We start from the raw sequence: 24,042 nt of genomic DNA on the forward strand, positions 1-24,042 counted from the left end.
CGCTTATTCCATTAAAGATTTGCCATATTGAGTCAGAATACCTTTTTCAGCTTGAGAAAAGCCACCAGCAAGGTAATATAAACCTCCAAATTTTTTATATAAAAACGTTTTTCGTTGGAGAACTAAGCAACAATGAGCATTGCATCTGTCGCTTCTGTATTTAAAGGTGAGCACGCGGTCGGTTCGCAAGTCACGGTTCGCGGCTGGGTCAGAACCCGTCGCGATTCCAAGGCCGGTATCTCTTTCCTGGCCGTATATGACGGTTCCTGTTTCGACCCTATTCAGGGCGTGGTGCCAAATAGCTTAGACAATTACAACGAGCAGATATTGAAGCTGACGGCGGGTTGCTCCGTCATCATGACGGGCAACGTGGTCGAATCCCCGGGCGCAGGCCAGGCATTCGAACTGCAGGCCACGGCTGTGGAAGTGACCGGCTGGGTCGATGATCCAGACACCTACCCCATGGCGGCCAAGCGTCATTCTATCGAGCATTTGCGTGAGCTGGCTCACTTGCGTCCCCGCACCAACATCATAGGTGCCGTCGCCCGGGTGCGTAACTGTCTGTCCCAGGCCATTCACAGGTTCTACCATGAGCAAGGCTTCATCTGGGTATCCACCCCGCTGATCACCGCCTCGGACACCGAAGGTGCCGGCGAGATGTTCCGCGTCTCGACCCTGGACATGGAAAACCTGCCGCGCACCAGCGAAGGCAAGGTCGACTATGACAAGGACTTCTTCGGTAAGGAAGCCTTCCTGACGGTATCGGGTCAGCTGAACGGCGAGACTTACGCCTGTGCCCTGTCCAAAATATATACTTTCGGCCCGACCTTCCGCGCCGAAAACTCCAACACCAGCCGTCACTTGGCCGAATTCTGGATGGTCGAGCCGGAAGTCGCCTTCGCCACCCTGAACGATGTGGCCAGCCTCGCCGAAGGCATGCTGAAGTATGCCTTCAATGCGGTATTGACCGAGCGCATGGACGATCTGGAATTTTTCGCCCAGCGGGTCGACAAGACGGTGATAGAACGTCTGCAATCCTTCGTCAGCAGCGATTTCGCCCAGGTCGATTACACGGATGCGGTCGAGATCCTGCGCAACAGCGGCAAGAGCTTCGAATTCCCCGTCTCCTGGGGTATAGATCTTTCCTCGGAACATGAGCGTTATCTGGCCGAAGAGCACTTCAAGGCCCCTGTGGTAGTGAAAAACTACCCCAAAGATATCAAGGCCTTCTACATGCGTCTCAACGACGACGGCAAGACAGTCGCCGCCATGGACGTGCTGGCTCCCGGCATAGGCGAGATCATAGGTGGCTCTCAGCGTGAAGAGCGTCTGGACGTGCTGGATGCCCGCCTGGCCGAGATGGGTCTGGAGCAGGAAGATTACTGGTGGTATCGCGACCTGCGTCGTTACGGCACTGTGCCTCACTCAGGCTTCGGTCTGGGCTTCGAGCGTCTGGTGTCCTATGTCACGGGCGTGAACAACATCCGCGACGTGATCCCCTTCCCCCGGGCCCCCCGCACCGCCAACTTCTAAGCTTTAGCCTTGGGACATAAAAAAACGCGCCGAGGCGCGTTTTTTATTGCCTGTTCAGCGCTACGGCTCAGGCCTGGCTTATCTGGTTGAGGATCCGCTTCTCCGAGATGGGATAGGCAGTGCCCAGCACCTGGGCGAAGCAGGACACCCGGTATTCTTCTATCATCCAGCGTGCCTCCACCAGCACCTCGGGCACCGGCATGGAGCGCGGAAGCTTGGCCAACTGACTCGCCAGCACCTCCTGCACCTTGTTGATGCTGTGCATGTGCAACCGGTCGCGGCTGGGATCCACCGGCAACTTATCCAGACGCTTCTCTATGGCGGACAAATACCTGGCCACATCGCCCAAGCGCTTCCAGCCACAGGCCTCGACGAAGCCCTTGAACACCAGCGCATCGAGCTGGCTCTGGATATCACTCATGGCGAAGGCGATATCCAGGCTGATCTTGCCCTTGAGACGCTTCTTGATCTTCTGGTACAGGGTGAGGATCTTCTCCACCTTGAGGGAGATCTGCTCGGCGGTGGGGTTAAGCTCCTGGCGCACCCACTCCTTGGCCTGCTCGAACTGCTCCGGGTTACGCACATCCAGGCCCTTCTCGTCCAGCAACTGCTGCACAGCCGCGGCGATGATGTCATCGATCAACACCTGCACCTGGCCGAAGGGATTGAAATACATGGCCAACTTGGCTTTGTTCGGCAACGCCTGCTGCAGATGTTTCACCGGCGAGGGGATGTTGAGCAGCAGCAAGCGCCGCAGCCCCTGCCTATGGGTGGTCTGCGCCTCGTACTCGTCATCGAACAGCTTGATGGCGACGCTATCCTTGGTATCGACCAGGGCCGGGAAGGCCTTGACCTGATAGTTGCCCTTCTGCTGCTGATACTGCAGCGGCAGCTCACCGAAGCTCCAGTCGGTGAGCGCACTCTGCTCTATGCCGGAATCGGCCACCTGGCGTATGGCCTTGGCCACCACCCCCTGCAGCTCGGCCTTGAGCGGCTCAAGTTGCCGCCCCTGGGCGACCAACTTATGGTTATCGTCTTCTATCTTGAAATTAAGCTGCAGATGGGCCGCCAGCTGACTCAGGTCGAAGTCCTCCGGCGTCAGCCGTACCCCGCTCATGCGCAGCAGCTGCTTGCACATGGCCGGCAGCAAGGGCTGCTCGAACGGCGTCATCGCCTGCACGCAGGCGCGGCCATAATCGGGCGCCGGCACGAAGTTGCGTCTCAGGGTCTTGGGCAGGGATTTTATCAGCGCCACGCATTTCTCTTCCCTCAGGCCAGGCACCAGCCAGTCGAAATCCTGCTCGTCTATCTGATTGAGCAGCGCCACGGGAATGTGCACGGACACGCCATCGTCCAGGGCCGCAGGTTCGAAATGGTAGCTCAGCTTGAGGCTCAGATTGCCCTTGTGCCAACTCTCGGGGAAGTCCAGCGCCGACACATGGGCACCGCTGCGCTGCATCAGCAGCTCTGGGCTGAAATCCAGCAGCTCCGGCTGCTGACGGCGGGCGGTTTTCCACCAACCGAAGAACAGCTGGCCGTTGTAGATGCCGGCCGGGATCCGCGGCTCGTAGAAGTCCACCAGCACTTGCTCATCCACCAGGATATCGCGCCGGCGTGACTTATGCTCCAGCGACTCCACATCCTCGAGCAGCTTCTGATTGTTGACGAAGAAGGCTTCCTGGGTCTGCAACTGACCTTCGGCCAGGGCGCTGCGGATGAAGATCTCCCGCGCCTCGACCGGATCTATCGGGCCGTACTGTACCTTGCGCCGGCTCACTATGTTCAGGCCGTAGAGCACCTGATTCTCGAAGGCGATGACGCTGGCGGGTTTGGCCTCGAAATGCGGCTCGACATAGCTCTTCTTCACCAGGTGGGCTGCCAGGGATTCGAGCCATTCGGGCTGGATCTTGGCGCAGCAGCGGGCAAACAGGCGTGAGGTCTCGGTCAGCTCGGCGGCCATGATCCACTTGGGCCCCTTCTTGGCCAACGGCGAACCGGGAAACACGAAAAACTTGCGGTTGCGGGCGCCCAGGTATTCGTTGTTGGCGTCCTTGAAACCTATCTGGCTCAAGAGCCCCGCCAGCAGGGCCTTATGCAGATTGTCATAATCCGCCGGGGTGTCGTTCAGGCGCCACTTGAGTTCATGCACCGCCTGTTTCAGCTGAGTGTACAAGTCCTGCCATTCGCGCACCCTGAGGTAGGCCAGGTATTCGTCGCGGCATAATTTGCGGAACTGGCTCGCCGACAAGGCCTTCTGCTGTTCCTTGAGGTACTGCCACAGCTTGACCCAGGAGACGAAGTCCGAGTCTTTATCGGCGAAGCGCCTGTGGGCCTCGTCGGACGCCTGTTTCTTGTCCATCGGCCGCTCGCGGGGATCCTGAATGGACAGGCCGGCGACTATGACCAAGGCTTCGTTGAGACAGCCCAGCTGGTGCGCCTCTATCACCATCCGCGCCAGGCGGGGATCCACAGGGATCCGGGCCAAGTTTTTGCCAAGCGGCGTCAACACCAGCTTGTTGGCTTGCTGCTTCACCGCCTGCAGCTCTTCCAGCAACAGGAAGCCATCGCGGATATGGCGTTGATCCGGTGGCTGAATGAAGGGGAAGGCCCCTATGTCGCCCAGGCCTATGGCCAGCATCTGCAGTATGACGGAGGCCAGATTGGTGCGCAGGATCTCGGGATCTGTGAACTCTGGCCTGTTGTTGAAGTCCGCCTCGTCGTAGAGGCGGATGCAGATCCCCGGGCCGACCCGGCCGCAACGCCCCTGGCGCTGGTTGGCGCTGGCCTGGGAGATGGGCTCTATCGGCAATCGCTGCACCTTGGTGCGGTAGCTGTAGCGGCTGATGCGGGCCGTGCCCGGATCTATGACATAGCGGATCCCCGGCACAGTCAGCGAGGTCTCGGCCACGTTGGTTGCCAGCACTATGCGTCGCCCCCTGTGGCTGTTGAACACCTTGGACTGCTCGCCGTAGGATAACCTGGCGTACAGGGGCAGCACTTCCGTGTCGCGGTACTGGCGGCGGTTGAGCTGCTCGGCGGTATCGCGGATTTCGCGCTCACCGTTCATGAAGATCAGTATGTCGCCCGGGCCTTCGGCGACCAGCTCATCGACGGCGGCGAAGATGCCCTCGGTGACATCCAGATCTGCATCCTGCTCCTGCAGCAAGGGGCGATAGCGGGTCTCGACCGGGTAGGTACGCCCCGAGACTTCGATGACAGGCGCCTGATTGAAATGTTGGGAGAAACGCTCCACGTCTATGGTGGCCGAGGTGATGATCACCTTGAGATCCGGCCGCTTCCTGAGCACCTGTTTCAGGTAGCCGAGAATGAAGTCTATGTTGAGGCTGCGCTCGTGGGCCTCGTCTATGATGATGGCGTCGTACTGATCGAGAAACTTGTCCGAGGTCAACTCGGCCAGCAAGATGCCGTCTGTCATCAGCTTGATGTAGGAGTCGCTCTTGATGGCATCGGCGAAGCGCACCTTGAAGCCGACGGCCTCGCCCAGGGGGCTGTTGATTTCCTCGGCAATCCGGCTGGCAACGCTGCGGGCGGCCAGTCGCCTTGGCTGGGTATGGCCTATCAGGCCGCGGCAGCCCAGGCCCAACTCGAGGCAGATCTTCGGCAGCTGGGTGGTCTTGCCCGAGCCGGTTTCACCTGCGATGATCACCACCTGGTTGACGGCTATGGTGCTGGCTATCTCATCCCGCATCAGGGAGACGGGCAGGTTATCCGGATAGCTTATGCCGGGCCTGGCCGCCCGGCGTTGCTGAACCTTGGCATAAGACGCCTTGGCCGCCTCGGCAAGCTGCGCCAGCGCCGCCGTCTTCTTGTCCGAATCGGCTTCTTTATTCAGCCTGAACAAACGCCGACGGATCCTGGACGCATCCGTCTGATAACAAAGGGAGAGAAACGCGTTCGATAGCGGGTGTTTGTCCGAGTTCAAATCCAAATTCCATTGCCGACTTCAAAGGCCAGGATCCTAGCAAGGAAAGGGCCCTATGGGTATGGCTAATTCAATGGATTGGCGGGCAAATGTGCTTATCTGCCCCCTGCCCAGCTCCCGTTGTCCCATTGCCGGCTAGCCGCCATGTCTATTGCCGTGTCGCCGCCATAGCCCGGCACCATCCATGCACCCGACCTAGTCCCCGATCTGGCCCCCGGCTTGGGCCCCAACCTAAGCCAGGGCATGAGGGCGCTCGGCGCCTGCATGACATTGAGCCAAACCTGGGTGTTGCGGCCGCACGCCATCGAGCTTTTCTGTGTTACTCATGTGTAACTGTTTGTTTCCTTTGTCAGCATTTCATCCCGCAATTTCAATCCCCTCCTTGCCTGTTTTGCGGATTCTGGCGACAATGACGACAGAACTCACCAGATTAAGTGCTTCAATTCTTGCGAATCGCGTCGTTCGGTACATGCCTGCGTTTTATGCTCGTCAGCTGGGTGCTGAGCTGCCGTTATGCCCACGCGGATGCCGCCTGGCTCACCCTCAACATAGAGGGCGTCGAGGGCAAACTGGCGCAAAATGTCCTGGCCCATCTTGGGCCGCTGCCGGATTCCGCCGTCCAGCGGCGGGCCTATCTGTTCAACGTCGAGTCCAATGTCAGCGCCGCGCTCGAATCTCTGGGCTATTACCATGGGCGTCTGGAGAAGGAGGTAGTGGAAACCGACTCAGGCCCCTGGCCGCTGACACTCAAGATCACCCCGGGGGAACCGACCCGGCTGCAATGGGTCGATATCCAATTTGCCGGAGAGATACTGGACGATGATGCCTTCGATACCTGGCTGGATCTCATCCCCCTCGAGCCGGGCGACATACTGGATCACGGCCAGTACACGGACATGAAATCGCAACTGCTGGGGTTGGCCTTTTCCCGTGGCTATTTTGACGGCAAATTGACCCGGTCAGAGATCAAGGTCAATCGCGACCTGGATCTGGCCCAGATCAGCCTGCATTATGACTCGGGCCAGCGTTATCACCTGGGGGAGATCGGTTTCGAGGGCCACACACTCGAGCCAGGCTTCCTCGAACGCCTCATTCCCTTCGAGCCCCATGCGGCCTATTCCAACAAGCGTCTGAATGCGCTCAATGGCAAGTTGCTGGATACCGGCTACTTCGCCAATATCAAGGTGCTGCCCCAGATAGACAAGCTGGCCCAGGGGCAAGTGCCGGTGCGGGTCGAGCTCACCCCGAGAGCGGATCACGCCATAGAACTGGGCTTAGGCGCCGACATAGGCAAGAGTGCCGACAACGTGATAGAGCCCAGGGTCAGAGTGACCTGGCGCACACCTCAGCTCAACCGCTATGGCCACTCCCAGGAAACCAGCCTCGAATGGAAGCCTGACAAGCCCAAATTCTTAACCACTTATACCTTGCCCCTGAGCCATCCGCTGGACGATCAGCTGAAGATACGCCTGGGATTGCTGCGGGATCAATACGGTGTGACCCAGGATTATGATGCCGCCGGACGGACCTTCAATGACATAGGGCGCCTGGAGTCGAGCAAATATTTGTTGGGGCTGCTACGGCAGCGCAGGTTAGCCGACAATTGGCTGTTCGGCTATTCCCTCGAGGCTAACAGGGAGTTCTATACCCAGGCAGATGTGGATTACGATCCCGTGTTCTATCTGGCCGGCGTCCGCCTGTCGCAAACGCTGCGCAGCGATAATTCCCTGGATCCCAAGTCGGGTTTCCGGCAGATTTACAGTTTCGAGTATGGCGATCCCGAACTGGGTTCCCAAACCCGCCTGGCCAGGTTACAGGCCAGATTCAAGTGGATAGACACCTTCTTCGACAGGCATAGAATCGTTTCCCGGCTGGATCTGGGGGCTAACTTGGCCGAGGAGCATCAACTGGCCTATATCTCGCCCTCGCTGCGCTATTTTGCCGGTGGCGATCAGAGCATACGTGGCTACAGTTATCAGGAACTCGGCCCCTACCGAGACTATATCAACAGCCAGGGCGGCCTGTCCCGTGAAGTCGTGGGGGGCCGCTATCTAATGGTGGCCAGCCTGGAGTATCAATATTATCTGACCCAGCACTGGCGCCTGGGCAGCTTCATAGATGCGGGTAATGCCTTCGATAACCGTCAGTTCGAGCCCGTGGTGTCCGTCGGCGGCGGGATTCACTGGATTTCGCCCATAGGCCCCATTCGGCTCGACTTGGGGGTCGGCCTGAAAGAAACCGACACAGTGGACAGATCCTGGCGTATCCATCTGACCATGGGGACAGATCTATGACCCCTGCCACGCCGACGTTACTCAGGGCCAGGCTGCGCCTTGGCTGGCATTATTTCAAATGGCTGACGCGCGTGCTTGTCTATGTGCCCTTGACCTTAGTCATACTGGCGGCCCTCTTGCTTGGCACCCCACTGGGCGCCCGGGTGTCTGTTTCTCTGGCGAACTCCCTGGTGCCGGGTCTGACATTGAGCTATAGCTCAGGCACGCTGAACAAGCACCTGAGCCTGGCACACGCCGGTTGGTCGGGGACGGGAATAGACGTCAGGCTAACGGATGTCGACTTCGCCTGGACTCCGGCTTGTCTGCTGCATAGGCAAGTCTGTGTCAACGACTTGAGCGCCACAGAGGTCAAAGTGGCGATCGACACCCAGGCGCTTGCGGCCGAAGCCACTCTCGAAACTACTCTTGAAACCAATCTCGAAACCAATCTTGAAGCCAATGCCGAAGTCGGAGCAAGAACCGATGCGGCCGACCGAGACGACGGCCCGGCAGCACTGACGCTGCCGCTGGCCATCAGCCTGACCCAAGCCGAGCTGCACCGAGTGCGGGTCACAGTGGACGGCAACAGCTTCAGCGCCGCCAGCCTCAACACCGGCGCCACCTGGCGAGCGGAGGGCTTGATCGTCACCTCGCTGGACACCCAGGGGCTGGAGGTCGTCATCCCGGCGGCGGACCCCATTCAGGGCCAGGCTGGCGTTCCTGGCCAGGCCCCAACGGCCGCCACGGCTGGTATTCCTGCATCTATTCCTGCTGCCATAGATACCAGCACAGTCTATGCCTGGCCGTTGGCCCAGTTGCCGGCCGTCGGCATGCCCTTTCCCCTGTATGTGAAGGCGCTGACACTGACAGACAGTCGGCTGCAACTGGGTACCAGGGTCGACCACTTCGGCCACATAGCCCTGTCGGCCAGCTACCTTGGGTATGATCTGGTCATCAATGACCTCAATGCCAGCCATGATGACGGCACTGTGCAGCTCAGCGGCGAACTGGCCCTGAAAGGCGCCTATCCCCTGCGCCTTAAAGCGGCATTGGAATTGAACAAGCTGGCCGAACTGCCGCAACTCACGGGGCAGGCATTGCAGTTGACCCTGAATAATGACTTGCGCGATTTACACCTGAGCGCCAGCGCACAGGGCGATGCCGGCTTCAGCCTAAGGGGCAAGATCAATCTGCAATCTCCGGACTTACCCTATCAGATGTCACTGGCCCAGGGCATGGCCCGCTGGCCGTTGCAGGCGCCGCTTTACACCCTGAGCGAGCTGACGCTCCAAAGCCAGGGGAGCCTCAGGAAACAGCACTCGAGCCTGACGGCCAGACTCAGTACGCCCTTCCATGGCGAGCTGGCCATTGCCACCGAGTTCAGCCATGGCGGCGAAAAACTCACCCTGGAGCGCTTCGATGCCAAGGGCAGCCCAGGCATGCTGTCGCTCCAGGGGGAACTGGACTACAGTGACGGTTTGCGCTGGCAAACCCGGCTCATGACCCAAGATCTGCAACTGGAACAACTCCTGCTCCCAGACGGCAAGACGCTGCCCGAGAGCAGCATATCCGGCCGCCTTGACAGCCAGGGTTACTGGCAGGATGGGCGCTGGCAAGTTGCCTTGTCCCAGACACAATTACAGGGCTCGTTGCGGCGTTTTCCTTTCACACTCGGCGGTGATGTCCGGCTCGATAACCTGTGGCATCTCAGTGCTCAAGCACTGCACGCCGAGGCGCTCGGTGCCAGCCTGGATATGCATGGCACGGCAGGACAGCAATGGGATCTCCATGGCCAGCTGAATGTGCCCGACTTCAGCCTCTGGTTGCCCACGGCCAAGGGCCGGCTGCGGGCGCAACTGGACGTCAGTGGCAGCGAACCGCATCCACAATTACAGATAGCGGCCGACATAGGCGCGGCAGAATATGCCGGCGCCAGCTTGCAGGCGGCCAAGTTGAGCGGCCGGTATTCCCCCTTGGATAACCATGGGTTCGATATCGAACTCAAGACCCGGGACCTGGCCTGGAATAGCCATAGCCTCACGGGCGGCAGCATAGTCGCCAAAGGGGATGCTCGGGCGCAAACCTTGACCCTGGAGACTCAGGGGGAACTCGCCCTGGCCAGCAATATCGCCAGCCAGTTCGATGCCGAGCATTCGCTGTGGGCCATTTCGGTCGCCGACTTGTCACTGGGAACACGCCTGGGGCGCTGGCAATTGGATGAGCGGGTCGATATCGCTTGGGATCAGGCCAGGGCCCAGGGCAAGCTAAGCGCCTTCTGCCTGCAACATGCGGAAGGTCGACTATGCCTGACAGACGCCAACCAAATTGGCAACCAAGGCAAGGTCAAACTCGAGGGCCAGGGCAATCCGGGGAAAATACTGGCGCCGCTGCTGCCGGCGAACATTGACTGGGACGGGCCGGCACACCTGGAGGCCGAGCTTAGCTGGGCCCCCAAACATAAGCCCGAGGCGTATCTGGCCCTGGCGTTTGCCCCGGGCAGCCTGACCCTGCAGCAGGACAAGCAGCGCCGACTCAAGATGAACTACCAGCAACTGTCCCTGCTCAGCCGCCTGGATGAGCGGCAGCTGGTCAACCAGATACAATTCCAATCCGAGGACATTGCCAGTCTGGACACGGAAATCGCTGTCTCTGTCACCCCGGATCGGCGCCTGAGCGGCTTTGCCAACATACAGGAGATCAACTTGGCGCCCTTTGGGGAATTCTTCCCCCAACTGGACCGGCTTGAGGGCCTGCTTTCCAGTAAGTTAACCTTCGCCGGAGACTTGATGACGCCCAGAGTCGCCGGCGAGATAGGCCTGAAACAAGGCACACTCTCCCTGGCCTCGAATCCAACCCTGCTGGAAAACATCGACATGGATATGCGGCTGGCCGGCCAACAGGGGCACCTGTCGGGCCACTGGCAGATGGGCGATGGCAAGGGCCGGCTCAGCGGTCAACTGCAATGGCCACAGGGGCAATTCAGCGGAGAGCTGGCAATCCAGGGCCAGGAGCTGGCGCTGATCCAACCTCCCTTGGCCATTTTGGATGTGTCACCCGATATCACAGTCCGCTTCGATCGCCGGCTGCTGGACATAAGCGGGAAGATCTCCGTGCCTTCGGGCAATATCAAGATAGTTCCGCTGGTCAAAGGCGGGGTTGCCGTCTCGGATGATGTGATCTTCGAGGACTCAATCGCTGCCGAGCAACGGCAATTGAGTCCCTATGGGATAGCCGCCAACCTCAACATAGAGGTAGGGAAAGCACTGCTCATCGACGGTATGGGCCTCAAGGGCAAGCTGCGGGGCTCGCTCAAGCTGCAACAGCAGGCCTTTCGCCCTCCTCTCTTGTATGGGGATATCAGGGTCGTCAACGGCAGCTATCGTTTCATGGGACAAACCTTGAAGATCACCAAGGGTGAGGTGCAGTTTGTCGGCCCGACTCAGGTGCCGAATCTCAATATAGAAGCCATAAGGGAGATCCGAACCGAAGACATCACGGCCGGGGTGAGGATCACAGGCACGCCGCAGCGCCCCCTGGTGACTTTGTTCTCCAATCCGGCCAAGGAGCAGGGGGAGATCTTGTCCTACATCCTCAAGGGCAAGGGGCTTTCCAGCAGCACAAGCGAGCAGAATAATGCCTTGATGATCAGCGCGGCATTGAGCCTGAGCTCACAACTGGATGGGGGAGCCATCAGTGGCATAGGCAGCACGGCAACCGGCTTGATTGAAAAGTTCGGCTTCTCCAACGTGCAACTGGACACCAACGATGAGGGACGGGTCGCCATCAGTGGCTTCATAGGGGAGGACTTGATGGTCAAGTATGGGATAGGGGTATTTAACCCAGGCTATGAAATGACGGTCAGGTACTATCTGTTATCCCAGCTCTACCTGGAGACTGTCTCCGGCACCCTGGGGCAATCATTGGATATCTACTACAGCTTCGATCTCTAGACCGCTTTCGACCTAAATGGCCAGAAACGGGCAACAAAAAAGCGCCTCAAAAGGCGCTTTTTTTGTCGAAATCACATTAAGCGAATGTGAAATCTACGTGTTCAACCAAAGGCTTGAATACGTGACGTTGCATAGCTTGAGCACGAACACTCACTTCTTTGCCATCTAAAACGATAGTCAGAGTAGAAGTATAGAAATCTTCGTTAGCCTGGATGTTGATGATGTCTTTGTGATCAAAAACAATTGAAACTGGCTCTTTACCTGCGCCGTAGATAACAGCTGGTACTTTACCTGCATGACGTAGGCGGCGGCTCGAACCTTTCCCTACTTCAGTACGGGTTTGTGCTTGGATAGTGTAAGACATGGATTTCTCACTTAATTCTTAAATAGAAAGTATGCCGCCATTTTCGACCAATGACGGCTCATATAAAGCGCGCGGATTCTACCATGACAGCCGGGGGGAGAGCAAGGCCGGATCTCTGGCCAGAGTTCCGAGCACCGCGCCTTACCAGTGGCGCACCGGACCGCAATCTACATGCACGAAACCCGAGTCCGGGTAGTAACCTACCCCACCGAGTTTCAGCGACAGTGCCGCGTCTCTCAGGTTCTTGAGCTTAACGCTGGGGATCGCTATGTCCATCGCCATGCCACGCATATGGTAGCTCTGCTTGGCAACACCGCCGCTCTTGGCCGCCAACATGGCGTTGGTCACAGGCGAGCGATAGCCGGAAATCACATGTATGTCATCCCGGGTGTCCAAGGTTTCCCGTAAACTGTACAAAATATCGTATAAGCGCTTATCCATGGGCACGGCCAAATTTTGCCTATGATCACGCAGTAAATGACTGAAATCAGACATGACATCACTCTGATAATGACCATCAATCCAATATGCACCGCCACCATGCTCACCCGTATGACGATTGTACAGGCTCAGGGCCCGACTCCCTTGGGTTGACCTGCTGGCCATGGCTTTAGAAGGGATCACAGAGAACATTGCCGCACCACCCAGGCCCAACAACAACTGCCTACGGGCAGGACAAATCACAGACACTAGCTCACCTTTTGATCATTTTTCACACAATAGACAAGCAAATTATACTGAATAAACGCCGAGATCAAGTTTTCTGCAGGGTGAAAGTGCCATGTTTGCTGGGTTTCGTCCCTATGTCATTGCTGTTCAATAATTTAACCCGGCTCAATTAATTGCCTGGGTATTCGCCGCCACCCTGGACGACGAACCCGCCTCCTTGAGCCGATAAATGTCCTCCCGGTACTGAGACAAGTGTGCCTCATCGACCCAAGCGGTCCAATAGACGAAGTATATCGGCAGCGGCTGATTCAAGGAAAACCACTGAGTCTTTCTGGAGCCCTGCCGCATTCTATGCCAGGTGCGGGTGTCCTTAATCAGGTGCTCGGCAAACCAATCGGCCAGCTCCTCTACCTTTTCGATGCGAATACAACCATGGGACAGGGCCCTGTCTGCCCGTTCGAATAGCCGCTTATCCGGGGTGTCGTGCAGGTAAACGCCGAAGCTGTTGTTGAAGTGGAACTTGTAGCGTCCCAGGGCATTCTTGGCGCCGGGCCTCTGCACCAGGTAATAGGGAAATTTGCTTGCTGCCTGTTGACGCCACTCCTCGGGTGACTTGATTATCTTGTTACCCTGATAATCGAAGACGTCGAAACGTCGCTGGGATAGATAATCGCCATCCCGGCGGATCTGGGGCAGTAGCTCCTTCGCCAAGATACTGTGCGGCACCCGCCAACTGGGATTGAGTATGATATTGGAGATCTCACTCTGCAGCTGTGGTGTCGGCTGTCTCGGCTTACCCACTATCACCTTGGATCTCAACGCCACCTGCCGTCGATCTACCAGGATAAGTTCAAATGCCGGGATGTTGATCAGGAGGTAACGCTCGCCCAGACCTGCCAGATATTGGGTCTTCTCGACAAAGTTCCTTGCCAGCAACTCGGCCCTCTGTATTGGGGTCTTGTTCAACCAGCCCAAGGTCTGAGGCCCTATCACGGCATCCGGGGTTAATCCATGCCGGGACTGAAAATGCCTCACCCCCAAGGCCAAGGCGGCGTCGTAATAGGTCTGCTCATGGGGCTCGGTATCCAAGTCACCGAGCAACCAGAGTCGATGGGCTATGGGCGCCAGCAGGCGATGACTGTCGCCGGGTTTCAGCCAGCCGCTCAGTTCGATAGGCGCCCAGGTATAATGCTCCTCGAGCCATAACAGCTGGCGAATGCTGTTACTCACCCAGAGGTAATCCGCCGCCGGGGGTTCCAGCGCCAGGGCCCGTATGTCTGCGCCTGCCTGGGGCGAAAGCGTATCGAAGGCCAGTTTGACACCACGCTCATGCCAATAGCCGGCGATATCCATTTGTATTTTATCTACATATTCAAGATACTGGGCCTCAGTCCCCTGCTCAAGCAAGCGAAAGTGATGGGCAAATTTGGCATCTGTTTCGGCGAGCTGCAACACTTGCAGCTGGTGTTTCAGGATCAGCCTGGCCGCGTCCCCTGCCCCTTGCGCGGCGCAAGTCCCCATCAGGAACAAGAATAAGCACAATGCATAAGCCCAGTGTTTCACATTCAGTTCTCCATGATACTCGGATCTATTATGGCAAAAGAATTCACTGCCAGATGGGGGAATGACTGAGATAAGCTGCGAGTCGAATGGCCGCTAGCGGCATCAGGGATCAGCCTGAAGAGGAATTGAATTTTCGCGAATGACGGCAACAAAAAAGCCCCAATGCTGGATTGGGGCTTAAATCTGATGGTACCCGAGGCCAGACTTGAACTGGCACGCTGTTACCAGCGAGGGATTTTAAATCCCTTGTGTCTACCGATTCCACCACTCGGGCAAACTCTGTATCTCAACGACGGGAATCGTGTCACTGAGATTTAATATGGAGGCGCGACCCGGAGTCGAACCGAGATCGACGGATTTGCAATCCGCAGCATAGCCATTCTGCCATCGCGCCATATATTGGAACTCAAGTAAACTAAGATTGGAGCGACATATCGGGTTCGAACCGATGACCTATACCTTGGCAAGGTATCGCTCTACCAACTGAGCTAATGTCGCAATCATCTTTTACAGCCTTGGTTCAGCAGTCAATCAAGGAGAAAGCAGCTTGATTGCTTCGCCAGGCTTGTCTACGGGAGGGCATTCTACCTATTTAACCCCCACTGTCAATCACAGTTCCGCAGATAAATCACTGCCTGCGCACTAAATAATCTCATTGAACTTTTATTGCGCTGTTTATTGCCTCATTCGGCGATGAGGTCTTTCCAAGCGGCCAAAATGTAGTTCATCATGGACCAGAACGTCAGTACCGTCGCCACATACAGCAGGGCGTAGGCGGCATATACCATGAGGTCGTTGTATTGCCAGATGAGGCCTATGATGGCGACCATTTGTGCCGCCGTCTTGTATTTGCCTATCCAAGATACGGCCACGGCGCCGCGTTTGCCTATTTCCGCCATCCATTCCCGCAGCGCCGAAATCACTATCTCACGGCCAATCATGAATAAGGCGGGAATGGTCAACCAGACACTGGCGTATTGATGCACCAGTAACACCAATGCGGTGATCACCATCAATTTATCGGCCACGGGATCCAGGAAGGCACCAAAGCGGGTGAGCTGTTTGAGTTTACGGGCCGCATAACCGTCGAGCGCATCTGTCAGTGCCGCTATCCAGAAGATAAAAGCCGCCGCAAACGGCGCCCAGGAATAAGGCATGTAAAACAACACCACAAAAATCGGCAGTAAAAATAGCCTGAAGAGCGTTAATGCAATAGGTAAATTAAACGGCATGATAAAACCAATTAGTCATAAGCAGCGCCAATCTTGCCTTAAATTTACCCCCCTCGCAATGCATCATGGATTGTTTGCGCCATTTCTATGCTGATCCCGGGCACTTTCACCAACTCGGCGACACTGGCGCCCTTAACTTCTTGTAATCCACCCAAATGTTGCAACAGTGCTTTGCGCCGTTTGGGGCCGATCCCAGGGATTGACTCCAAGGTTGACGTGTTGCGGGTCTTCTGTCTCCTATTCCTGTGACCCGTAATGGCGAATCGATGGGACTCGTCGCGGATATGCTGGATAAGGTGCAATGCCGGCGAATCGGCGGCCAGGGAAAAGGTCTGTCGGCTCTCTCCCAAAATCAGGGTTTCCAGGCCGGGTTTACGCCCTTCCCCCTTGGCGACACCGATCAACAGAGGTGCCTTGTCCTGGGCGACAAATTTTTCGTCCACCACTTCCTGAGCTATGTTGAGTTGCCCCAAACCACCGTCGATGAACAGCAGATCGGGGATCTTGCCGTTGCTGTCGAGCTTGTCGAAACGGCGGCCGATGGCTTGCCGCATGGCAGCGTAATCGTCGCCCGGGGTGATGCCTTCGATGTTGAAACGACGATAGTCCGCCTTATGCGGCCCCTCACGATTGAATACCACACAGGAGGCGACTGTGCTCTCACCCATGGTATGACTGATATCGAAACATTCCATGCGCCGGATAGGCGTGCTGAGTTCCAAGGTTTCTTCCAACAACAAGAAGCGCTGCTCGACCGTGTTCTTATGGGATAACTTGGTCGCCACCGCATTGCTGGCATTGGTCAAGGCCAGCCGCAGAAAACTGGCACGCTCGGAACGCACCTTGGTCTTGAGTTCCACTTTCTTATCCAGGGCCTGGCTGATCGCTTGCTGCAACGCCTCCATGTCGTCGAAACCATGACTCAGGACGATTTCCTTGGGTATGGTGCGCTGAATGTCGGCATTGAGATAAAACTGCAGCATGAAGGAGCGCAGCACCTCGTCCAACTCTGTCTGGGCCGGTACCTTGGGATAATAGCTGCGACTGCCAAAGATCTTGCCTTCGCGAATGAACAGCAAATGAAAACAGGCGATCCCCGAGGCGTAATGCACGCCGATAACATCCAAATCGCCGCGGCTATTGGTCACTTCCTGCTGTTCGGCCACCCGCCTCAGGGCGGTGATCTGATCCCTGTAGCTGGCCGCCAACTCATAATGCTGGCTCGTCGCCGCCTCATCCATCTTGGCCACCAGCTCGGCAATCACCAGGTTATCTTTCCCCTTGAGGAAGAGACTCGCCAGTTTCACCTGCTCGGCATAGTCGCCATCGCTGACCTTGCCGACACAAGGTGCACTGCACCTGCCCAGCTGATACTGGAGGCAGGGGCGGGAGCGCGACTTATAATAGAGGTCATCGCACTGACGTATGGGGAATAATTTCTGCAACAGGTGCAGGCTCTCGCGCACGGCGCCGCCGTTGGGATAGGGTCCGAAGTAATGGCCCTTCTCACGTTGCGGCCCGCGATGATAGGCCAACCTGGGGTGGCGGTGATCACTGAGGAAAATATAAGGGTAGGACTTATCGTCCCTGAGCAATACGTTATATTTGGGCATGTATTGCTTGATGTAATCGTTTTCAAGCAATAAGGCATCTGTTTCGCTGTGGGTCAGGGTCACATCTATGTTGGCGATGTGGGACACCAACGCCTGGGTCTTGATGTTGGGTAGGTTGCTGCGAAAATAGGAACTCAGACGTTTCTTGAGATCTTTTGCCTTGCCCACATAAATAACGTCACCGGCGCTGTCGTACATACGATAGACACCTGCCGACGAAGACACAGTGTTAAGGAAGGCTTTTGAATTGAATCCGCTCGACATACTAGTGACTACTCATGGGCTCATACCCGGACGGCTCGATGCGCTCACGGGCGTTAGAATTGGCCCGTGTCGAGCATCTTGTAACGAATGGCTAAACGTGTCAGCTCAACATCTCCATTTATACCTAATTTGGCGAATAGACGATAGCGATAACTGTTGACAGTCTTGGGGCTCAGGTTGAGCTGCTCGGAAATATCATTCACTTTTTCGCCATTGGTGATCATCATCATGATCTGCAATTCGCGCTCTGACAGGCTCTTCAGGGGATTGTCCTCCCCCGAGTTAAACTGACTCAGCGCCATCTGTTGCGCAATTTCCGGGGATAAGTATCTCTGTCCATGGGCGACTTGGCGTATGGCCTGCAGGACTTCCGGTGGTGTCGCCCCCTTGGTCAAATACCCTGAGGCGCCGGCCTGCATGACCTTAGTCGGGAATGGATCTTCTGAGTGTATGGTCAAGACGATGATCCTGGCATGGGGCTGATAGCGCAATATCTTGCGTGTCGCCTCCAGACCCCCTATGCCCGGCATATTCATGTCCATCAGGATGACATCGGCTTCATTCTGGCGTGCCCACTGCACCGCAGTTTCACCATCGGGCGCTTCGCCGACCACTTTAATACCGCGTTCATCTTCGAGAATACGCCGGATCCCGGTGCGAACCAACTCATGATCATCGACCAAATATACAGAAATCAACTTCAACCCACCCTATCCCGCTTGTTATAAATTGGCAATCCAGCAGCAAATTTATTTGTTAGGCTAATTTAGCCCATCTGATGGCATTAGCAAAGCATAAATTGGATCAAGTTAACTCAATGATATTAAAAGAGAACGTCAGACTGCAGTACGGTATAGGGTGAAAGACTAAAAATGCAACAAACAACCCACTTATTTCGAGTCATTTTTGTCGAAAAAAGTCACTTGGCGGCGCTCCCATATCGCTCCCCAGACTCGGCATAATGCATGACGCCACGCCTGCTTTAAGGCTTGCCTTGAAATCCTGCATACAAAAAAGGCTAGCATCACTGCTAGCCTTTCTCGTTGAATATGGCGGACGAGCAAGGGTTTGAACCCTGCATGAGAGTGCTATAAACCCATGCCTACTTTAAGGTCCACTTTAAGATCCAGCATACGAGAAAGGGCCACTATCTCTAGTGACCCTTCATCTTAAATATGGCGGAGGTGCAAAGATTAGAACCCTGCATAAGGGTGCTATAAACCCTAAAGTTCAATATACAAAAAAGGCCGTCATTGCTGACGGCCTTTCTCGTTGAATATGGCGGAGGAGCAGGGATTTGAACCCTGGATGGGCTATAAACCCATGCCGGTTTTCAAGACCGGTGCATTCAACCACTCTGCCACCCCTCCGAACGAGCGAGATAATAACTAGCTATGGCGTGACTGTAAACCCTAAATTATTAAATCCCACCCGTTTGCTTACTTAGCGATCAACTCGAGTATTTCTCTATGGAATCAAAAGTGACTATGGCATCAAAATTGAATATGGCGGAGGAGCAGGGGTTTGAACCCTGCATAAGGGTGCGATAAACCCATGCTGACCTTAAAGTTCAGCATACAAAAAAGGCGGAGGAGCAAAGATTAGAACCCTGCATGAGGGTGCTATAAACCCTAAAGTTCAATATACAAAAAAGGCCGTCATTGCTGACGGCCTTTCTCGTTGAATATGGCGGAGGAGCAGGGATTTGAACCCTGGATGGGCTATAAACCCATGCCGGTTTTCAAGACCGGTGCATTCAACCACTCTGCCACCCCTCCGAACGCCGCAAATACTATAAGTAAGGCGTTAACTTGTAAACCTTAAATTGCCAAACTTGAACCAAATGCTCAGCTTATGTGCAAAATGTGCTCTTTTCAGCCAACCATTCCCCTTAAACCGGGGGGATAGTGGCTTGCAAATGCAAAAACTACAATACTGTGAGCGACATGCGGACTGGTATGATAAAATCTGGTTAACTTCTCATGATATTTGCAGCCATGACTTCGATTCAGATCCCGACATCGTCACTCGCACCTCAGTTCCATTTACCTCCCCTGTCCCAACCAAACCCGGGATTGAGCTCCTTGCTGCTTGGCCAAGAGCGCATAGTGGATGCTTTTTCCTTGCTGACTCAGGTCAATGGCCAACAACTTTATATCGCAGATTTTCCCGGCATCGAACGCCAGATGACGATAGCCGCACTGGTCAAGCAGCAGGGAGTCCTGCCCGCCCAATATTTGGTTGCCGCCAAGGCCGATGACCAGGGGGTCAAGTTTATTTGGCAAACCGATACCCCTAATGAGAAGCAAGGCATCATAGCCGAGCAACGCCTGCCCTACCTGTACCTGAGTGGTCATATTCGCCGCGCCGACTTGCTTGGGCGTATCACTCGCACCGACAAGGCCAGCCAGTATCAAGCTGGGGCATTGGCCAAGTGCCATTATTTGTTTATTTGTGCCGAGTCATTATGGAAACGCGAGCCGCTCTGGGAACTGCTGTTGCAGGTGCTCGAGGAGGGCCAGTACAAGATAGGCGGCGAGCTGGCACCCATTCCGCTGAACTGCAAGCTGGTCCTGGTTGGGCCTGGCCAGCTGTACAGCCAGGCGCTGGCAGAGGACAGGTTGTTTCAGCGACATTTTCCCCTCTTGGGTGAAATGGCCGGTGAGATAGATCTGACTCAACATAAGGAAACCCAATACTGCCAATGGCTGCAAACACTGGCCGGCAGCATCGACGCCAGGCTAAGTCAATCGAGTCTCTTGCCGCTGTTGCGCCACAGTGCCAGGTTAACCGAACACCAACACAGACTCAGCCTGTCATCCGCCGACATGCTAAGGCTGTTGGCACAAGCCAAAGCCTATTCCGGCAAAGCGCAACTGGACGCCGCCGCCATAAGTCATGCATTGAAGCAAATGCATTTCCGTCACAACAGCTCGGAAGTGTTTTCCGCCCAGAGTTTTGACGATAATTTTATCAACCTGCCGACTCAGGGCGCCATCATAGGCCAAGTCAATGGCCTGACAGTGATAGATTCGGTCGACTACAGCTATGGCGAGCCGGCGCGCATCACAGTCTCAGTGCATTATGGCGACGGGGAAGTGGCCGACATAGAACGCAAGTCCGAGCTTGGCGGTAACATTCATACCAAAGGCATGATGATCCTATCCGCTTGCCTCTATCGCATCTTCGGCCGCGATGCGCCGCTGCATCTCAATGCCAACATAGTGTTCGAGCAGTCTTATCAGGAAATCGACGGCGACAGCGCCTCCTTGGCCGAATATTGCTGCCTGATGTCCGCGATTGCCGAACAGCCGATAGCCCAGTCTTTCGGTATTACCGGCGCGCTGGATCAATTCGGGAACGTTCAGGCCATAGGCGGCGTGAATGAGAAGATTGAAGGCTTTTTCAGCCTATGCCAGCGCCGCGGTTTGACCGGTGAACAAGGGGTCATCATTCCCAAGGCCAATGTGCTACAGCTCAATCTCGACCCTAACATCATTAGTGCCGTGGAAAATGGCCTGTTTCATATTCATGCCATCACTCATATGGACCAAGCGGTGGAACTCTTGATGAATATGCCGGCCGGGGTTCCGGATGAAGACAATGATTTCCACCATGAGACCCTCTACGGTCTGGTGCAAGCGAGATTGGACAAGCTGGCCGGTCATTTGGATGAAGAACCAGGCCTATTCAGTCGTCTGTTAACAAAATTGAAATTTTTCGGTGGTTAAATAGCTGATCGGAGTTGTTTAGCGTACACCTGTTCGCTAATCTTGGCGGCTCTTATTGCTGGAGTAGTAACCTAATGAATAGAGCAAACAGTTTCACCAAAGAAGAACTTATCGCCTGTGGCCAGGGCTCACTGTTCGGTAGCAACTCGCCACGTCTGCCAATAGACAATATGCTGATGATCGACAGAATTGTGACCATTAATGGCGATGGCGGTGAGTTCGGTAAGGGAGAAATTGTCGCTGAACTCGACATAGACCCCAGCCTGTGGTTCTTCGATTGCCATTTCCGCGGCGATCCCGTCATGCCGGGTTGTCTGGGATTGGATGCCATGTGGCAGCTGGTCGGCTTCTTCCTGGGATGGGAAGGCGCCGAAGGGAAAGGCCGGGCACTGGGCGTGGGTGAAGTCAAGTTCACGGGCCAGGTGCTGCCTGATGCCAAGAAAGTCACCTATAAACTAAACATCAAGCGTAAGATCCACCGTAAGCTGGTAATGGGCATTGCCGATGCTGTGATGGAAGTCGATGGCCGTGAAATCTATTCTGCGACCGATCTGAAGGTCGGGATCTTTACCGATACCTCGACTTTCTAGACCGTCAATTTCTCGCCTAAAAAAATGCCCTCTCGTTGGAGGGCATAGGCTGTATTACTTACTGACAGTTACTTAGAAAAATTACTTACTGAACATACCATTGATTCTGCCATCGACGCCTTCGCGCCAACCGCCCAACCACTGTGACCGCGAATCAAGACTCGCATAGGGACAAAGCTCCTTGGAACGCCCCCCCACTCCTGCTTGAAATCCCTTTGAAAATGCTCTGTCTAAACGATCTCGTTTTTGTCTTTTCATGCAAGCGTCCTCTGTTTCTACAGTAATAGAAGCTACGGCTTCACTGATAGAAATAAAACTTTTCGCGACCGAGATCAATCAAAAAATCGCCTATTATAATGGTTAATTATTAAACTATTGAGATCTTGATGAAAAAAAATCGAGGCATTGGCCTCGATTTTTTCAAGAGAAGATCTTAGCTAAACATTTTGCGCCGTAACCAGACAAAAGGCAGCAATAACAACCAGGCAATGCCCGCCGCTCCCGAGCGCTCGAAATTACCACCATCCTTGCTGTCATCGGCCAGATCACAGGCTGCGGCCGATGCCGCCGGCTGCAATACCACCATACGCGGCAGGTAGGCGGTAACAGGTTCGCCGTTACCATTCAGTTCAAACAGAGGCAGGCCATTATCCCCGATGATCAAATTCCCATCGGCATCGAATTGGTACTGGGGCTTACGGATGAATGCCGTCCCTACTATGGTGCCATTTTCATTGATGCTGCTGCCCTCGACGACGAGGATATCGCTGTCATAGGACAGGGTCTTGCCCGTGCCGTCCTGCACCTCAACCTTGTTGCGGCTCCAGCTGCTATCTGCTCCCTTGACATAGCCTTTCGACTCACAAGTCAACAAATCATTGATATTGTTGAACTCATCGCTGGTCTTGTCATAGAGGAAACCGGCCTTGGGTCTAGGTTTATCTTTATCACCCGTGGTCTCGATGAAGCCGACCACCTGGCCCTTGTTGTTGATATCCTTGGCCCTACTGCTGCGATCAGACAAGATGCTGAAGAAATCATTCGGCGTCACTATCTCAGTATCCGGCGTAGTGGTATCGAAATAGAAAAACTTATCCCTCAGGTAACCGTCGATGTACTTCTTATAGCTACCCACCAGAACACCGCTGTCGTTGATGTCATAGGCAATAGAGTTGCTGACTTCATCGGCCATGGGTACCCAATGGTATTGGTATTTGCCGTTGGCATCTTTAGCCCAATAGGCGGCGTCCATACGCAACTTATTGGTATCGTCGTTACGGTACACGTGTGAGCGACCGGCAACCACGCCGGCACTGTTCACGCCTAACCCCTGAGCCGTATATATGAGGCTGGAATCTGCCGCCGGCGTCAGGCCCAATGGCAATTCAGTCCCGCTCGCAGTGCCGGCTTCGACTTGCCAGACATAACCGCGTATCTGGTATTGAATGTTGGGTGACACTGTCTGGCCACGGCTATTCAGCGTTGAATATTGCTCTTGTTGCACGCAGACATCCACGGGGAGCGTATTGCTCGTACCCAGGCAGTAATCGACCCGCTCACCGCCAAACTGGCTGATCGCCGTGCTGGCATAACCCGTCACCAAGCCGTTGTTGTTGATGGCACTGGCCGTCGACCAGCCGCCGAGTTCAACTGTCTGAGCATCTTTGACATAAGTCGTATAAGGCGGCAACAGCTCGATTTCGCTATCCCCATCCTTTACCACCCCATGGGTCTCATAATCGCGCAAGTACCAGAATTCCTGTCCTTCCGTCGTCCCCGTATACGCAACTGTCCGTTGTTGGGCCGTCATGCTGCCGACCTTGACCCCCGCATCATTGATGCCGTAATAGACGGCATCGACCGAATTGACCGTACTGGCATCGTTTGCATCTGTCAGTTCCGGGGCGGTAGTGCCATTGATGCTGTCGAAGGTTGGCGTCCAGGGGGATGGGCTGCTGTTCTCCTCGGCGGTGAAAGTGAAGTTGTTGGCCACTATCGGCAGGTTGATCGAATAGACGATCTTCTCTTCGGGGGCGATGCCATCTTCTACATCTATGACCCCACCTTCAACATCGGCGCTATTGAGCTTCTTCTTGCCCTTAGACACACCGACCAGCTGCTCCTGATCGTTAACGGCAGTCGCATAACCCGTGCGGGTGCCTGCGAGTGTCCCTTTCAGATCAAAGTCTTCCAGGTTGACGATTTCGTACACGGAAGCCGCCTGGGCCGTATGCAACACACTCATGACGCCCACGGCCACCAAGGAAAGGGTCTTATCAAACGTTAACTTCATTAATTTATTTCCCATTATTATTAT

Annotated in this window: 14 protein-coding genes and 5 tRNA genes; 5 read left to right on the top strand and 14 right to left on the bottom strand. The window is 55.3% G+C overall.

Annotated features, from left to right (window positions below; genetic code table 11):
- The first annotated feature begins 132 nt into the window (after positions 1 to 132).
- On the top strand, positions 133 to 1,533 hold the full coding sequence (gene asnS / locus HC757_RS03135; protein WP_169562866.1) for an asparagine--tRNA ligase: 1,401 nt from the start codon (positions 133 to 135) through the stop codon (positions 1,531 to 1,533).
- Between the two features lie 67 nt (positions 1,534 to 1,600).
- Here the strand turns inward: asnS and hrpA are convergent, their stop codons facing one another.
- Positions 1,601 to 5,476: an ATP-dependent RNA helicase HrpA gene (hrpA, locus tag HC757_RS03140; RefSeq protein ID WP_425313944.1), complete on the bottom strand. Its 3,876-nt coding sequence runs from the start codon at positions 5,474 to 5,476 to the stop codon at positions 1,601 to 1,603.
- 482 nt (positions 5,477 to 5,958) lie between these two features.
- Between hrpA and HC757_RS03145 the strand changes: the two genes are divergently transcribed.
- Together HC757_RS03145 and tamB are read left to right on the top strand one after the other, a co-directional pair.
- The gene (locus HC757_RS03145; RefSeq protein WP_169562868.1) at positions 5,959 to 7,770 is read left to right on the top strand and encodes an autotransporter assembly complex protein TamA; all 1,812 of its coding nucleotides are present in this window, start codon (positions 5,959 to 5,961) and stop codon (positions 7,768 to 7,770) included.
- Positions 7,767 to 11,699, top strand: a complete 3,933-nt coding sequence (gene tamB, locus HC757_RS03150; protein WP_169562869.1) for an autotransporter assembly complex protein TamB — start codon at positions 7,767 to 7,769, stop codon at positions 11,697 to 11,699. Before HC757_RS03145 ends, tamB begins: the two co-directional genes overlap by 4 nt.
- Positions 11,700 to 11,775: 76 nt before the next feature.
- Here tamB and rplY read toward each other — a convergent pair whose 3' ends face one another.
- The 11 genes from rplY to HC757_RS03205 all read right to left on the bottom strand — a co-directional run bounded on the left by rplY (position 11,776) and on the right by HC757_RS03205 (position 19,182).
- Positions 11,776 to 12,063, bottom strand: a complete 288-nt coding sequence (rplY, locus tag HC757_RS03155; protein WP_169562870.1) for a 50S ribosomal protein L25 — start codon at positions 12,061 to 12,063, stop codon at positions 11,776 to 11,778.
- Positions 12,064 to 12,204: 141 nt separating this feature from the next.
- Entirely contained in the window at positions 12,205 to 12,753 is a 549-nt protein-coding gene (gene mepK / locus HC757_RS03160; protein WP_169562871.1) for a peptidoglycan L,D-endopeptidase MepK, read from the bottom strand.
- 144 nt (positions 12,754 to 12,897) lie between these two features.
- Entirely contained in the window at positions 12,898 to 14,295 is a 1,398-nt protein-coding gene (locus HC757_RS03165) for a L,D-transpeptidase family protein (protein ID WP_169562872.1), read from the bottom strand.
- A 187-nt stretch (positions 14,296 to 14,482) separates the two neighbouring features.
- Positions 14,483 to 14,569: transfer RNA gene (locus tag HC757_RS03170), tRNA-Leu, on the bottom strand.
- 46 nt (positions 14,570 to 14,615) lie between these two features.
- Positions 14,616 to 14,689: transfer RNA gene (locus HC757_RS03175), tRNA-Cys, on the bottom strand.
- Positions 14,690 to 14,717: 28 nt separating this feature from the next.
- Positions 14,718 to 14,793, bottom strand: a tRNA-Gly gene (locus HC757_RS03180).
- A 185-nt stretch (positions 14,794 to 14,978) separates the two neighbouring features.
- On the bottom strand, positions 14,979 to 15,527 hold the full coding sequence (gene pgsA / locus HC757_RS03185; protein ID WP_169562873.1) for a CDP-diacylglycerol--glycerol-3-phosphate 3-phosphatidyltransferase: 549 nt from the start codon (positions 15,525 to 15,527) through the stop codon (positions 14,979 to 14,981).
- 44 nt (positions 15,528 to 15,571) lie between these two features.
- Complete coding sequence (uvrC, locus tag HC757_RS03190; RefSeq protein WP_169562874.1) at positions 15,572 to 17,404, bottom strand: excinuclease ABC subunit UvrC; 1,833 nt, start codon at positions 17,402 to 17,404, stop codon at positions 15,572 to 15,574.
- A gap of 53 nt (positions 17,405 to 17,457) precedes the next feature.
- Positions 17,458 to 18,102, bottom strand: a complete 645-nt coding sequence (uvrY, locus tag HC757_RS03195) for a UvrY/SirA/GacA family response regulator transcription factor (RefSeq protein WP_169563320.1) — start codon at positions 18,100 to 18,102, stop codon at positions 17,458 to 17,460.
- Positions 18,103 to 18,683: 581 nt separating this feature from the next.
- Positions 18,684 to 18,774, bottom strand: a tRNA-Ser gene (locus tag HC757_RS03200).
- Between the two features lie 317 nt (positions 18,775 to 19,091).
- Positions 19,092 to 19,182, bottom strand: a tRNA-Ser gene (locus HC757_RS03205).
- A 219-nt stretch (positions 19,183 to 19,401) separates the two neighbouring features.
- Between HC757_RS03205 and HC757_RS03210 the strand changes: the two genes are divergently transcribed.
- On the top strand, positions 19,402 to 21,135 hold the full coding sequence (locus HC757_RS03210) for a S16 family serine protease (protein ID WP_169563321.1): 1,734 nt from the start codon (positions 19,402 to 19,404) through the stop codon (positions 21,133 to 21,135).
- 74 nt (positions 21,136 to 21,209) lie between these two features.
- Positions 21,210 to 21,725 carry a bifunctional 3-hydroxydecanoyl-ACP dehydratase/trans-2-decenoyl-ACP isomerase gene (fabA, locus tag HC757_RS03215; protein WP_169562875.1) on the top strand — a complete coding sequence of 172 codons (516 nt, stop codon included), beginning with the start codon at positions 21,210 to 21,212 and terminating at the stop codon, positions 21,723 to 21,725.
- 81 nt (positions 21,726 to 21,806) lie between these two features.
- Here the strand turns inward: fabA and rmf are convergent, their stop codons facing one another.
- Together rmf and HC757_RS03225 are read right to left on the bottom strand one after the other, a co-directional pair.
- Positions 21,807 to 21,983: a ribosome modulation factor gene (gene rmf, locus HC757_RS03220; RefSeq protein ID WP_169562876.1), complete on the bottom strand. Its 177-nt coding sequence runs from the start codon at positions 21,981 to 21,983 to the stop codon at positions 21,807 to 21,809.
- Positions 21,984 to 22,158: 175 nt separating this feature from the next.
- Positions 22,159 to 24,018 (bottom strand): DUF3466 family protein, encoded by a 1,860-nt coding sequence (locus tag HC757_RS03225; protein WP_169562877.1) that lies wholly within the window; start codon positions 24,016 to 24,018, stop codon positions 22,159 to 22,161.
- Between the last annotated feature and the right edge of the window lie 24 nt (positions 24,019 to 24,042).

Origin of the sequence: Shewanella salipaludis (genome assembly GCF_012911865.1) — a bacterium.
Lineage (GTDB): Bacteria > Pseudomonadota > Gammaproteobacteria > Enterobacterales > Shewanellaceae > Shewanella > Shewanella salipaludis.